This is a genomic window from Nocardioides salarius (assembly GCF_016907435.1).
Classification (GTDB): Bacteria; Actinomycetota; Actinomycetes; order Propionibacteriales; family Nocardioidaceae; genus Nocardioides; species Nocardioides salarius.
Window position 1 is genome coordinate 861,490 of sequence record NZ_JAFBBZ010000001.1, and the last position, 13,977, is coordinate 875,466.

Below are 13,977 nucleotides of genomic sequence, written 5' to 3' on the forward strand. Positions count from 1 at the left end.
GACACCCACGGGTGCGGCCTGGATGCGGCCGGCTACCCCAGGTTCGCCAGGTTGTCGGCGACGGTGCGGCTCAGCGCCAGCGCCCGCCGCGACCAGTCGTACGACGCCCCGGCCAGGCCGCAGGTCGGCGAGACGCCGAGGCGGCCCGAGGCGGGGTCGAGGCCGAGCATGTCGAGCCAGCGCACGACGCGCTGGGTCAGGGCGGTGTCGCTGACCGCGCCCTCGGGGTCGGTGCTGGGCACCAGCCCCAGGACGACCGCGTCGCCCGCCTCGAGCGCCTCGGCGAGCACGTCGTGGTCGGCGGCGCCCAGCTGGTCGACGTCGACCAGGAGCCCCCGGGCGCCGGCGCCGCGCAGGAGGGCCAGCGGGGTGCCGGCCGCGCAGGAGTGCACCCAGGGCTCCGCGCCCTCGGCGACGACCGCTGCCATGACCGTCTCGAGCAGCGCGGAGGCCTCGGGCGGATGCACGGCGCGGTGCCGCCCGAAGCCCGACGCGGTCGGGACCGCCGCGGCCAGCACCGAGGCCAGCGCGGGCTCGTCGAGCTGGACGACCAGGGAGGCCGCCGCCGGCATCCGGCGGCGCACGTCGCGCACGTGGTCACGCAGGCCCTCGGCCAGCGCCTCGGCGAGGTCGCGCCGCGCCCCGTGGTCGCCGAGCACGCGGTCGCCGCGCGGCTTCTCCACCGTGGCGGCGAGGGTCCAGGGGCCGGCGACCTGCAGCTTCACGACACCGGCGTACCCCTGGCCGAGCTCCTCGAGGGCGTCGAGGTCCTGGGCCAGCAGGCTGCGGGTGCGGCGGTGGTCGAGCCCGGGGCTGCCGGAGCCCCCGGTGAGGCGCCACCCGGCGGGCTGCAGGTCGACGTCGAGCCCCGCCAGGACGGCCAGGGTGCGCCCGGTCATGGTGGCGGCGGGGCCGCGACCGGGCTGCTCGGGCACGGCCGCGAGGTCGGGCAGCCGGTCGAGCACGACCTTGACCGCCTCGCGGTAGCCCGCGCCCGTCGTCTCGTCGCCGGGCATCGACCCGATCGCCGTCGCCAGCACGCTCATGGCTCTCCCCCGGTCTCGCTGATGGTGGCCGAGCCGACGACGCGGCTGCCGTCGTAGACGACGACCGCCTGCCCCGGCGCGATGCCGTACGCCGGCTCGCCCAGCTCGACGTCGACGCCCTCGCCGCCGACGACCACCCGGGCCGGCAGCTCGGCACCGTGGGCGCGCAGCTGCACGCTCACCGCCGGGCCCTCGAGACGGGTGGGGCGGGTGCCGCACCAGCGCGGGCGGATGCCGCGCAGCCGGTGCACGGCCAGCCGCTCGCGCGGGCCCACGCGCACGGTGCCGGTGACCGGCTCGATGTCGAGCACGAAGCGGGGCTTGCCGTCGGGGGCCGGCCGGCCGATCCGCAGGCCCTTGCGCTGGCCGATGGTGAAGCCGTAGGTGCCGTCGTGGCGCCCGAGCTCCTCGCCGGTGGCGTCGTCGACCACGGCGCCGCCGTGGTTGGGAGCCCGCTCGCCCAGCTTCTCGCGCAGCCAGCCGGCGTTGTCGCCGTCGGCGACGAAGCAGATGTCGTGGCTGTCGGGCTTGTCGGCCACCAACAGGCCGCGCTCGGCCGCCTCGGCGCGCACGTCGGTCTTGGTCGAGCCGCCGAGCGGGAAGAGCGAGTGCTGCAGCTGGCGCTGGTCGAGGACCCCGAGCACGTAGGACTGGTCCTTGCCGTGGTCGAGGGCGCGGTGCATCTCCACGAGCCCGTCGCCACCGGTGCGCAGCTGCGCGTAGTGCCCGGTGACGACCGCGTCGAAGCCGAGCGCGAGCGCCTTGTCGAGCACCGCGGCGAACTTGATCTTCTCGTTGCAGCGCAGGCACGGGTTGGGGGTGCGCCCGGCGGCGTACTCGTCCATGAAGTCCTCCACCACGTCCTCGTGGAAGCGCTCGGACATGTCCCAGACGTAGAACGGGATGCCGATCACGTCGGCGGCGCGGCGCGCGTCGTTGCTGTCCTCGATGGTGCAGCAGCCCCGCGCGCCCGAGCGGTACGACGCCGGGTTGCGCGAGAGCGCGAGGTGGATGCCGGTCACGTCGTGGCCGGCCTCGACGGCGCGGGCTGCGGCGACCGCGGAGTCCACGCCGCCCGACATCGCGGCCAGGACCCGCATCAGAGCCGGACCCCGCGGGCCCGCTCGACGCAGGCGCCGATCGCGCCGACCAGGGCCGCCACGTCGGCCTCGGTAGAGGTGTGGCCCAGCGAGAAGCGCAGCGAGCTGCGGGCCGCGGCGTCCTCGCGGCCCATCGCCAGCAGCACGTGGGAGGCCTGCGGCACGCCGGCCGAGCAGGCCGAGCCGGTGGAGCACTCGATGCCGCGGGCGTCGAGGAGCATCAGCAGCGAGTCGCCCTCGCAGCCGGGGAAGGACAGGTGCACGTTGCCGGGCAACCGCTCGGCGTCCCAGGCGTCGGGGCCGGGGCCGTTGAGCACCGCGTCGGGCACGACCTCGCGCACGCCGGCGACCAGCCGCTCGCGCAGGCCCGCCATCCGCGCCGCGTGCTCGGGCTGGCGGGCCACGGCCAGCTCGACCGCGGCGGCGAAGCCGGCGATCGCGGGGGCGTCGAGGGTGCCGCTGCGGATGTCGCGCTCCTGCCCGCCGCCGTGCACGAGCGGGACCACCCCGACCTCGCGGCGTACGACGAGGGCGCCGGCGCCGTGGGGGCCGCCGACCTTGTGCCCGGTCACGGTCATCGCGTCGACGCCGGAGGCGGCGAAGTCGACGGGCAGCACGCCGAGGGCCTGCACGGCGTCGGTGTGCACGGGGACCGCGTGCTCGGCCGCGAGCGCCACGACGTCGGTGACGGGCTGGCGGGTGCCGACCTCGTTGTTGGCCCACATCACCGAGACCAGGGCCACGCTGGCGGGGTCGCGCTCGATGCTGGCGCGCAGGGCGTCGAGGTCGAGGCGGCCATCGGCGTCGACGGGCAGCAGCTCGACCTCGGCACCGTGGTGCTCGGCCAGCCAGTGCAGCGGGTCGAGCACGGCGTGGTGCTCGACCGCGGTCGTCAGCACGCGCAAGCGGCGCGGGTCGGCGGCCCGGCGCGACCAGTAGATGCCCTTGACGGCGAGGTTGTCGGCCTCGGTGCCGCCCGAGGTCAGCACCACCTCGCCGGGGCGGCAGCCCAGGGCCCGCGCGATCGTCTCGCGGGACTCCTCGACCACCCGGCGCGCCCGGCGCCCGGAGGCGTGCAGCGAGGACGGGTTGGCCGCGGTGGCCAGGTGGGCGGCCATCGCCTCGAGCGCGGCGGGCGCCATCGGCGTCGTCGCTGCGTGGTCGAGGTAGACGGGCGTGCTCATGACCGGCCCAGCCTACGTGCCTCGACCAGCACCTCGACCAGCAGCGCACGGTGGTCGGTGCCATCGACCGCCACGGTGCGTGCGGAGTCCGCCCGCAGCCCGGGCCCGGCCAGCACGTGGTCGATCTGCACGAGGGGTCCGGGCAGCCCGGCGAAGAGCCCGTTGGCCGGCCAGGTGGGCTGCCAGCCGCCGTTGCTCTGCTCGACGGCGTCGCGGTAGCCGTCGTCGACCAGGCGCCGCAGCGGCGCGTGGTCGAGCGTGGCGTTGAGGTCGCCGACCACCAGGTCGGCGCCGCTCTCGCGGGCGGCCTCGCGCAGCAGCGCGTGGTCGCGCACCCAGCCCTCGGGGTCGGTGGGCGCCGAGGGGTGCACCGCGAGCAGCACCAGCCCCTCGGCCTCGACCTCCCACGACTGCAGCACCGTGCCCAGCGGGCGCGGCTCACCCAGCGGCTCGCGGGCGAAGACCATGGTGCCGACCGTGTCGGCGAAGGGCCGCTCGCCGGTGACCGGGAAGCCGATCCGGTGCGGCAGCAGCTCGTCGAGGCCCGCGCGGTCGAGCCCGGCCAGGGCCCGCTGCGTGACCTCCTGCAGCACCAGCAGGTCGACGTCGGCGTCGACGGCCGCCCGCACCACCTGGGCGGTGTCGGCACGCCCCATCAGCAGGTTGCTGCTCATCACCACGACCCGCTCGCCGGCCGCGGCCTGCCCGGCGCCGGCCGGCACCGGGGGCCCGGTCACCAGCGGCGCCAGCCACGAGGCGTGCAGCCCCAGCGCCGCCACCACGCCCAGCGCCGCGACCAGGACCGCGCGCCGGCGCCGGGCGACGCCGAGGAGGAGCAGGAGGGCGAGTGCGTAGGCCACGACGGCGTACGGCGTGAACGAGACCAGGCGGATGGCCGGGCCGGCCTCCCAGGCCCCCAGGCGCAGCACGGTCAGGCCCAGGGCGGGCAGGAGGCTCGCGAGGAGCAGCACCCACCAGGCGACGCGACGCACGCTCATCTCAGAGCAGGACCAGGTCGTCGCGGTGCACGACCTCGCGCTCGTAGCCGGCGCCGAGCTCGTGGCCCAGCTCCTGGCTGGTGCGCCCCACCAGCCGGGGCACCTCGTCGGCGTCGAAGTTGACCAGCCCGCGCGCGACGGCGACGCCGTCGGGCCCGGCCAGGTCGACCGGGTCGCCCGCCTGGAAGGCACCGCTGGCCCCGGTGACGCCGGCGGCAAGAAGCGAGGCGCGCCGCTCGACGACCGCGCGCACCGCCCCCTCGTCGAGGTGCAGGGTGCCCAGCGGCTCGGTCGCGTGCGCCAGCCACAGCAGCCGCTTGGGTCGGCGCTTGCCGGTGGGGTGGAACAGGGTGCCGGCGGGCTCGCCGGCCAGGGCCGCGGCGGCCCGGTCGGCGGCCGTGAGCACCACCGGGATGCCGGCGCCGGTGGCGATGCGGGCGGCCTGCACCTTGGTCTCCATGCCCCCGGTGCCCAGGCCCGCGGCCCCGGTGCGACCGATGCGCACGCCGTCGAGGTCGTCGAGGCCGTGGACGTCGGCGAGCAGCCGGCTGCCCGGGGTGCGCGGGTCGGCGTCGTACAGGCCGTCGACGTCGGAGAGCAGCATCAGCAGGTCGGCGTGCACCAGGTGGGCCACCAGCGCGGCGAGCCGGTCGTTGTCGCCGAAGCGGATCTCGGAGGTCGCGACGGTGTCGTTCTCGTTGACGATGGGCAGCACCCCCAGGTCGAGCAGCTGGGTGAAGGTCTGCGAGGCGTTGCGGTAGTGCGCGCGCCGGGTGACGTCGTCGACGGTGAGCAGCACCTGCCCGGCGATCAACCCGTGGCGGCGCAGCTCCTCGGTGTAGCGGTGCACCAGCAGCCCCTGGCCCACCGAGGCGGCGGCCTGCTGGGCGGCCAGGCCCGAGGGGCGCCGGCGCAGCCCGAGGGGCGCCAGCCCGGCGGCGATGGCCCCCGAGGAGACCAGCACCACCTCGACGCCCCGCTCGCGCGCGGCGCCGAGCACGTCGACCAGCGCCCGCAGCCGGTCGGGATCGATCCCGCCGGCGGCGGTGGTCAGCGACGAGGAGCCCACCTTGACGACGACACGCCGGGCCCCGGTGACCTCGGGGCGCAGGCTCATCGCGACGTCACTCGCGGTCCTGGCCCGTGCCGGGGTCCGACTCTTCCCAGTCGGGGTCCGAGGGCGTGCCGATCTCGTACGACGTCGGGCCGCTCGAGCCGCCGCGCTTCTGCTTCACGGGGCTGGGGGTGTCGAGACGGCGGGCCACGTCGGCACGGGTCTCGTTCTCCTCGCGCCCCTCCATCGCCTCGTCGATCTCGCGGCGGCGCCTGGCGGCGGGGCGGGAGTCGTCGAAGCGCTGGTCCTCACCGCGACGCCCGAGCATCTCGGCGCCGGCCTCGATGCCGGGCTGGAAGTCGAAGACCACGGCGTTGTCGGGGTGCCCGATGAGCACGGTGTCGCCCTCGACGGCGCCCATCCGCACGAGCCGCTCCTCGATGCCCAGGCGGTTGAAGCGGTCGGCGAGGAAGCCGACGGCCTCGTCGTTGCTGAAGTCGGTCTGGCGCACCCAGCGCTCGGGCTTGGTGCCACGCACCCGCCAGCCCTCGCCGGTCTCCTTGATGGTGAAGTCGTCGCCGCCGTCGGCGCTGGGCGGTCGCAGCACGATGCGCTGGGCCTCGACGACCTCCTTCTCGGCGCGCGCCGCGGCCACGATCTCACCCATCGCGAAGGTCAGCTGTCGCAGCCCCTCGCCGGAGGCGGCCGAGATCGGGAAGACCTGCAGGCCGCGCTCGCGCAGCTCGTCGATGGTGATGTCGGACAGGTCGCGCCCGTCGGGCACGTCGACCTTGTTCAGCGCCACCAGGCGCGGGCGGTCCTCGAGCCCGCCGTAGCGCGCGAGCTCGTTCTCGATCACGTCGAGGTCGTCGACGGGGTTGCGGCCCGGCTCGATGGAGGCGGTGTCGATGACGTGCACGATCGCCGCGCAGCGCTCGACGTGGCGCAGGAAGTCGTGGCCCAGGCCGCGGCCCTCGCTCGCGCCCTCGATCAGCCCGGGCACGTCGGCCACGGTGAAGGTCAGGTCACCCGCGGTGACCACGCCGAGGTTGGGCACCAGCGTGGTGAAGGGGTAGTTGGCGATCTTGGGCCGGGCCCGCGAGATCGCCGCGATCAGGCTCGACTTGCCGGCGCTGGGGAAGCCCACCAGCCCGATGTCGGCGACCACCTTGAGCTCGAGGACGATCTCGAGCTCGTCGCCGGGCTCGCCGAGGAGCGCGAACCCCGGGGCCTTGCGCTTGGAGGAGGCCAGCGCGGCGTTGCCGAGGCCGCCGCGTCCGCCCTGGGCGATGACCAGCTCGGTGCCGGGCCCGACCATGTCGGCCAGCACGTTGCCCTGCTGGTCGCTGACCACGGTGCCCTCGGGCACGGGCAGCACCAGGTCGGAGCCGTGGCCACCGTTGCGGTGGTCGCCGGCGCCGTGCCCGCCGTGCTCGGCCCGGCGCTTGGGGCTGTGGTGGTAGTCCAGGAGCGTGGTGACGTCGGTGTCGACGCGCAGGACCACCGAGCCGCCGGGGCCGCCGTTGCCGCCGTCGGGGCCGCCGAGCGGCTTGAACTTCTCGCGGTGCACCGAGGCGACGCCGTTGCCGCCGCGGCCGGCGCTGACGTGCAGCGTGACGCGGTCCACGAAGGTGGGGACGGCCATGGGGGTGCTCCTCGGGGCTGGGGTGGTGCTCAGGTGGTGCTCAGGGTGGTGCGGAAATGCCGAAGGGCGCCCCGGGTGGGGGCGCCCTCCTGGACAGCTGCCGGTCAGGACCGGCGCAGACGTGGTCGCCTCAGGTCACTCGCCCGGGACGATGTTGACGACCTTGCGGCCGCGGCGGGTGCCGAACTCGACGGCGCCGGCCTCCAGGGCGAACAGGGTGTCGTCGCCACCGCGGCCCACGTTGGAACCCGGGTGGAAGTGGGTACCACGCTGGCGCACGATGATCTCGCCGGCGTTGACGAGCTGGCCGCCGAAGCGCTTGACGCCGAGGCGCTGGGAGTTGGAGTCGCGGCCGTTCTTGGTGGACGCCGCACCCTTCTTGTGTGCCATGTCGTGTTCCTTAGTCCTGGATTCGTTCGGGGAGGGCCTGCAGCAGGCTCGAGCCGGGGCTCAGAGCGAGATGTCGGTGACCTTGACCTGGGTGTACTTCTGGCGGTGACCCTGGCGCTTCTTGTAGCCGGTCTTGTTCTTGTACTTCTGGATGATGATCTTGGGGCCCTTGGTGGCGCCGAGGACCTCGACGGTCACCGCGGCCTTGTCGAGGCCGTTGGCCGTGACCTTCTCACCGTCGACAGCCATGAGGACGGGGAGCGTCAGGGTCTCGCCGACGGCCGTCGTGACCTTGTCGATCTCGATGACGTCGCCCACGGCAACCTTCTGCTGGGTTGCGCCAGCGCGCACGATCGCGTACACCGCGGTCTCCTTCGTCGAACTCTGGATGTGTCTTCGGTCTGGGGCTGCCCACCCGCTAGCGGGCCACCTCCGAGGAGATGCCTCGTCAGTGGGGGTGCCACGCAGAGACGGCACGCGTAGGCGCACCGAGAGGCAATACTACGGACGGGGCCGGACAGGAGCAAAACGTGAGCCCGCTCCTGCCCGGCACCGGCGTCCTCAGCGCTTGCGCGCGCCCTTCTTGACGGGCACGTGGGCGACGCTGTCGGCCTCGCCGCTCCCTGCTGCCTCGGGCGCAGCCGCCGGGGCGCTGGCGGCGCGCCCACGGGTCCGGGTGACCACCTTGGGCGCCTGGGACGGTGCGGCCTCGGTGGCGTCCGGTGCCTGCGCGGCAGGCGCCGTCGTCGCGGGCGCCGACATCACCACCGGCTCCCCCGCCGTGGTCGGCTGCCCCGCGGGGCGGGTCGCCGCACGACGGCGGGTCCGGGTCACGACCCGGGTGCCGGCGGCCGGCGCCGGCTCGACCTGCCCAGCACCCTCCTCAACCGGCGCAGCGGGCTGCGGCTCGGCTCCTTTGGGCTGCTCGGGGGCCTGCTCAGGCTCGGGCTGCTCGGGCTCGGGCTGCTCGGGCTCGGGCTGCTTCTGCTCCGGCTGCTTGGGCTCCGGCTGCTTGGGCTCGGGGTGCTGCTCCGCGGCCTCGGGGCTGTCCGGGCTGTCGGGGCTCTCGGCGTTCTCGTGCCGCGCCATCGCTGCCACGTCCTTGGGCGAGGGGGCCTTGGCGGGCGAGGAGTCCTCGCCACCGGAGCCTCCCCGGCCCCGGCCGCCGCCCTTGCCGCCGCCCTGCTGGTTGCCCTGCTGGTTGCCCTGCTGGTTGCCCTGGTTGCCGGAGTCGTCGCCGCCCTTGCCGCCCTTGCCGCCGCGTCGGCCGCCGCTGCGACGACCCTCGTCGTCACCGCCGTTCTTGGGCTCGATCGGGTGGTCGTGGGTGACGATGCCGCGGCCCTGGCAGTGCTGGCACGGCTCGCTGAAGGCCTCGAGCAAGCCGGTGCCGATCCGCTTGCGGGTCATCTGCACCAGGCCCAGCGAGGTGACCTCGGCGACCTGGTGACGGGTGCGGTCCCGGCCCAGGCACTCGACCATGCGCCGCAGCACCAGGTCGCGGTTCGACTCCAGCACCATGTCGATGAAGTCGACGACGATGATGCCGCCGATGTCGCGCAGCCGCAGCTGGCGCACGATCTCCTCGGCCGCCTCGAGGTTGTTCTTGGTCACCGTCTCCTCGAGGTTGCCCCCCGAGCCGGTGAACTTGCCGGTGTTGACGTCGACGACGGTCATCGCCTCGGTCCGGTCGATCACCAGGGAGCCGCCCGAGGGCAGCCAGACCTTGCGGTCCAGGCCCTTGGCGATCTGCTCGTCGACCCGGTAGGCGGCGAAGACGTCCTTGCCCGCGTTCTTGCCCTCGGTGGCGGGCTCGAAGCGCTGCAGGCGCTCCTCGAGGTCCGGCGCGACGTGGCTGACGTAGCTCTGCACGGTCTCCCACGCCTCGTCGCCGTCGATGACCAGCTGCGAGAAGTCCTCGGTGAAGAGGTCGCGCACCACCTTGAGGGTCAGGTCGGGCTCGCCGTAGAGCAGCTGAGGCCCGTTGCCCTTGGTCTTCTTCTCGATGTCCTCCCAGCGCGCCTTGAGCCGCTCGACGTCGCGGGTCAGCTCGTCCTCGCTGGCCCCCTCGGCCGCGGTGCGCACGATCACGCCGGCGCTGTCGGGGACGATCTCCTTGAGCAGCGCCTTGAGCCGCGCCCGCTCGGTGTCGGGCAGCTTGCGCGAGATGCCGCTGGTGGTGCCGTCGGGCACGTAGACCAGGAAGCGGCCGGCCAGGCTGACCTGGCTCGTCAGGCGGGCGCCCTTGTGGCCGATGGGGTCCTTGGTGACCTGCACCAGCACCGACTGGCCCGAGGAGAGCACCGACTCGATCTTGCGCGGCTGGCCCTCCTTGTGGCCCAGCGCCGACCAGTTGACCTCGCCGGCGTACAGGACCGCGTTGCGGCCCTTGCCGATGTCGATGAAGGCGGCCTCCATCGAGGGCAGCACGTTCTGGACCCGGCCGAGGTAGACGTTGCCGATCAGGGAGGTCTGCGACTCGCGGGCCACGTAGTGCTCGACGAGCACCTTGTCCTCGAGGACGCCGATCTGGGTGAGGTCGTCGCGCTGGCGGATCACCATGACCCGGTCGACGGCCTCGCGGCGGGCCAGGAACTCGGCCTCGCTGGCGATCGGGGCGCGGCGGCGACCGGCCTCACGGCCCTCGCGGCGGCGCTGCTTCTTGGCCTCGAGGCGGGTCGAGCCGGAGACCGCGGTGATCTGGTCGTCGCCGGTGCGCGAGCTGCGCACCCGGGTGACGGTGTTGCTCGGGTCGTCGCCGCCCTCGCCACCGTCGTCGCCCGAGCGGCGCCGGCGCCGGCGACGGCGCGAGCTGCTGCTGCCGCCCTCCTCGCCGTCCTGGCCACCGTTCTGGCCGCCGTTCTGGCCGTTCTGGCCGCCGCCCTTCCTGCTCTCGGTGTCGTCGCCGGCCGTGTCGTCGCCCGAGTCCTGCTCGGCGTCGCCGGCCTTGCCGCGGCCGCCGCCGCGCTGGCCGCCCTGGCCGCCCTTGTCCTGGCCGCCCTGGCCCTGGCCGCCCTGGCCCTGGCCGCCCCTGCCCTGGCCGCCGGCCTGCTGGTCGGCCTGCTGGTCGTCCTGCTGGTCGTCCTGGCCGTTCTGGGCGTTGTCGCCGCCACCCTCGCCGGACCTGCGGCGACGGCGCCCGCCGCGACGGCGGCGACGACGCCCGGTGCCGGAGCCCTGGCCCTCGTCGTCGTTGTCGCTGTCGTCGTCGTTGTCGTCGTCGTCACCGGCGGCGCTGTCGTCGTCGGCCTCGGCGGCGCGACGGGTCCGGGTCCGGGTCGCGGGCTTCTCACCGCGCGGCTGCCCGTCGGACTTCTCGTCGGCGGTCTCGTCGGTGGTGTCGGTGTCACCGGCGGTGCCGCCGGTGGTGTCGTCGGCCGAGTCGTCGGTGCGCGCGGCGCGGGCCGACGAGCGGCTGCGCCGCGTGGTCGTCGTGGTGGTCGTGCGCGTGGTGGCGCTCGACTCCTCGGTCGCGGCCTCGTCGACCTCCTCGGTCTCGGCGGCGTCCTCGACCTCGACCGGCGTCGCGGCGACGGGCTCGGCGGCCTTGGCCGTCGTGGCCTTGCGGGCGCTGCGGGTGCGCGTCGTGGTGGTGACGGTCGGCGCCTGGAAGACCGGCGCGACGCTGGCGGTCCCGGTGGTCCCGGTGGTCTCGGTGGTCTCGGCGCTCTTGGCGTTCTCGGCGCTCTTGGCGTTCTCGGCGTTCTCGGCGCTCTGGACGCCCTCGCCGGCCGGGGCCGCCACCTTCGCCGTCGTCGAGCGACGGGTGGTGCGCTTGACGACCGGCTTGTCGGCAGCGGCAGCCTCGGTCGACGCGGCGGCCTCGCCGGCTGCAGCTGCCTCGGTGGCCTCGGCCGGCTTCTTCGCGCTGGTCCGCTTGGCGGCGGTCTTCTTGGCCGGCGCCTTCTTGGCCGCGGTCTTCTTCGCCGCGCTCTTCTTGGCCGGCGCCTGGGTGGCGGCCTCGCCGAGCTCGAGCTGCTCGTCGGCCGGCGCCTGCGCGCTGGCCGCCTTCTTGGTGGTGCGCTTCGCCGGCGTCTTCTTGGCCGGCGGTGCCTCCACGGCGCTGTCGGGCCCGCCCTCGGGGTCGGCCTGCTCGGCCTTCTCGGCCTTCTTGGCCGGCGCCTTCTTCGCGGGCGCCTTCTTGGCGGCGCTCTTGCGGGTGCGCGTCGTGGTGGTCACCGTCGGGGCGGCGGCCTCGGCGGGTGCTTCCTTCGAGGTGGTCGGCTCCTGGCCGACCTGGGTCTCGTCGGGCATGTGGTGCTCCTCTGCCCGGCACGCCAGCGGGTGCCGGACTCGTCAGACGTCGTCGTCCGCAGCGCGGTCGCGACGCAAAGCCTTCGGTGGCGACGACACCCTCCGCGTGCGCGTCACCACGGTCACGGCCATCACCTTCCGCGGTCGCCGGGCTCTCCTCCGGATGGAGGTGGCTGACTCGCTGTCACCGGGCCTGCCTGCCGCGTCGCGGTCTGGCGACGACCGGTTCCCTGGTGTGCCGCCCTCCTGCTGGGAGGACCGGCGAGAACGTCGTCGGGTCGACGACCGCAGCTGTGCCGTCAGGGCGGGCGCTGGAGTGCGCCCTCGTCGGGTACGACCGCAGGTCGGGGACCGTGGCGAGTATCGCACACCACGGCCCCGTGGTCGTCATGTCGACGTGGCCAGCGGGTCGCCGACGCTCCCGTCCTGCTCCAACGGCCCCTGGGCCAGGCGCGTCAGCAGCGGCGCCCGCCCGGCCTCGAGGCCCGCCACGGCGGCCAGGCCGCGCAGCACGTCGTCGGGGCGCACCGACGGCACCCCGTGGCGCAGCACCAGGTCGAGGGAGGAGCCCTGCTCGCGCGGGGAGCTGCTGAGGGAGACCACCGGCGCGCGGCAGTCGAACTCGCGCAGCCCCTTCTTCATCATCCGCTCCACCAGCACCGACTCGGTGGCCAGGAAGGTGCTGACCGCGGCCGCCGACTCCTCGGGGAGCGCCTCGATGTCGAGGCGCCAGCGGCTGGCCTCGAGCCGGTCGGCCAGCGAGCCGCCCGGCGACTCCACCACCTCGAGCACGTCGAGGCCGGTGGGCAGCGCCTCGGCGAGCTCGGCGTGGATGTCGGCCAGGTCGACCACCTGGGCCAGGCCGATCTCGAGGTACTCCGCCTCGCTGGCCGAGCCGGTCGGTGCGGCACCGGCGTACGAGATGCGCGGGTGCGGGTTGAAGCCCGAGGAGTAGGCCATCGGCACCCGCGCGCGGAACACCGCGCGCTCGAAGGCGCGCGAGAAGTCGCGGTGGCTGGTGAAGCGCAGCCGCCCCCTCTTGGCATAGCGGATGCGGAGCCGCTGGACGGGCGGGGCTTGCTGCTCGGGCTGGTCACGCACGCACGACAGGGTAGGTGAGGTCACCGGGGTCGGCCCGCATCGCCGGCGAGGGGTAGACGGTGCCGACCCGCTGACCGGCGAGCCACCGGGTGAGCCGGGCGGCCTCCTCGCCCAGCCGGGCCCGGGCCTCGCGGCCGACGTCGTCGAGCACCCGCACCTCGACGACGCCGTCGGGATCCTGCACCCAGCAGCCCACCACGCGCCCGTCCCACCAGGCGGTGGTGCCGGCGTTGCCGTTGCGGTCGAAGACCACCGCCGCGTGCTCGGACAGGTAGAAGTCGCGCTGCTTCCAGCCCATCACCGTCGGGTCCAGCACCGGCAGCAGCGCCGCCCACGGCTCCACGGGCGGTTCCTCCTCGAGGTCGTCGGGCAGCAGGTGGCCCGGCCCGCCACCCTCGAGGTCGACCTCGCGGGCCCCGACGGCGCCCAGCGCGGCACGCACCGCCCCCTTGGTCGCGCCCAGCCACCACACCAGGTCGGCCTCGGTGGCCGGGCCGAAGCGCTCGAGCCAACGGCGCACCAGCGCGGCGTAGCCCTCGGCGGGTGCCAGGGCCGCGGGAGGCTCCCCCAGCCAGTGCTCGGCCAGGGTCCAGCGCGGGCGCGACTGGCGCCAGTGGGTGGTGCTGTGGCCCCGCACGACCTCGCCGCGCGCGCCGAGCCAGGTCAGCACCCGGCTGCCGGCGTACGTCGCCCCGCCGGCAGCCAGGCGCACCTCGAGGCCGGGCACGCTGGAGCGCAGCTCGAGCGCGGTGAGCCCTCCCGGCTCCGAGCCCAGCACCTCCAGCACCCCGGCCCGGACCCGCTCCAGCCACCGGGCGGGGTCGGCGACCTCGCCGGTGGCGGTGAGGTCCTTGACCAGCCGGGCGCCCTCGCTCTGCGCGACCCGGGCCGCCGCGCTGCCCCAGGCGGCGCCCAGGAGGTCGAGCGGGAACACGAACAGGGTGCGGCGCATCGCCAGCTGGCGCACCAGGCTGCGGTCGACGTGCAGCGCGTGGTCGAGGCCGCCCGCGCCCGGCGCCGCGTCGTCGACCCGTGCCTGCACCGAGAGGTGCACCGTGGCCGGCTCGGTGGCGTGCAGCGCCACCACGGCCCTGGTCGCGCCCACCGCGTCGCCGACCCGGTGGGCGGGGGCGACCGCCTGCCGGCGCGCCAGCCTCGCCCGCCGCTCCCCCACGCTCACCTCCCGCATGGCCCCCATCCTGCAG

Annotated in this window: 11 protein-coding genes; all 11 read right to left on the reverse strand. The window is 75.1% G+C overall.

The genetic code is table 11. The annotated features are described in order from the left end of the window. Positions 1-32: 32 nt before the first annotated feature. Positions 33-1,046 (reverse strand): uroporphyrinogen decarboxylase/cobalamine-independent methonine synthase family protein, encoded by a 1,014-nt coding sequence (locus JOE61_RS04200; protein ID WP_193667851.1) that lies wholly within the window; start codon positions 1,044-1,046, stop codon positions 33-35. Next, positions 1,043-2,146, reverse strand: coding sequence for a tRNA 2-thiouridine(34) synthase MnmA (gene mnmA, locus JOE61_RS04205; RefSeq protein ID WP_193667850.1), 1,104 nt, complete (start codon positions 2,144-2,146; stop codon positions 1,043-1,045). Before mnmA ends, JOE61_RS04200 begins: the two co-directional genes overlap by 4 nt. Next, a complete protein-coding gene (locus JOE61_RS04210; protein WP_193667849.1) occupies positions 2,146-3,330 on the reverse strand; it encodes a cysteine desulfurase family protein in 1,185 nt (394 codons plus the stop codon). Before JOE61_RS04210 ends, mnmA begins: the two co-directional genes overlap by 1 nt. Continuing rightward, positions 3,327-4,328 (reverse strand): endonuclease/exonuclease/phosphatase family protein, encoded by a 1,002-nt coding sequence (locus tag JOE61_RS04215; protein ID WP_193667848.1) that lies wholly within the window; start codon positions 4,326-4,328, stop codon positions 3,327-3,329. Before JOE61_RS04215 ends, JOE61_RS04210 begins: the two co-directional genes overlap by 4 nt. 1 nt (position 4,329) lies before the next feature. Further along, a complete protein-coding gene (gene proB, locus JOE61_RS04220) occupies positions 4,330-5,445 on the reverse strand; it encodes a glutamate 5-kinase (RefSeq protein WP_193667847.1) in 1,116 nt (371 codons plus the stop codon). 7 nt (positions 5,446-5,452) lie between these two features. Beyond that, complete coding sequence (gene obgE, locus JOE61_RS04225) at positions 5,453-7,027, reverse strand: GTPase ObgE (RefSeq protein WP_193667846.1); 1,575 nt, start codon at positions 7,025-7,027, stop codon at positions 5,453-5,455. A gap of 135 nt (positions 7,028-7,162) precedes the next feature. Then, entirely contained in the window at positions 7,163-7,417 is a 255-nt protein-coding gene (gene rpmA / locus JOE61_RS04230) for a 50S ribosomal protein L27 (RefSeq protein ID WP_179615857.1), read from the reverse strand. A 60-nt stretch (positions 7,418-7,477) separates the two neighbouring features. Continuing rightward, the gene (gene rplU / locus JOE61_RS04235; protein WP_179615856.1) at positions 7,478-7,780 is read right to left on the reverse strand and encodes a 50S ribosomal protein L21; all 303 of its coding nucleotides are present in this window, start codon (positions 7,778-7,780) and stop codon (positions 7,478-7,480) included. A gap of 198 nt (positions 7,781-7,978) precedes the next feature. Then, positions 7,979-11,671 (reverse strand): Rne/Rng family ribonuclease, encoded by a 3,693-nt coding sequence (locus JOE61_RS22045; RefSeq protein ID WP_193667845.1) that lies wholly within the window; start codon positions 11,669-11,671, stop codon positions 7,979-7,981. A gap of 387 nt (positions 11,672-12,058) precedes the next feature. Then, on the reverse strand, positions 12,059-12,772 hold the full coding sequence (locus tag JOE61_RS04245; protein WP_193667844.1) for a TIGR03936 family radical SAM-associated protein: 714 nt from the start codon (positions 12,770-12,772) through the stop codon (positions 12,059-12,061). Beyond that, complete coding sequence (locus tag JOE61_RS04250) at positions 12,765-13,961, reverse strand: winged helix DNA-binding domain-containing protein (RefSeq protein ID WP_193667843.1); 1,197 nt, start codon at positions 13,959-13,961, stop codon at positions 12,765-12,767. Before JOE61_RS04250 ends, JOE61_RS04245 begins: the two co-directional genes overlap by 8 nt. Positions 13,962-13,977: the final 16 nt, after the last annotated feature.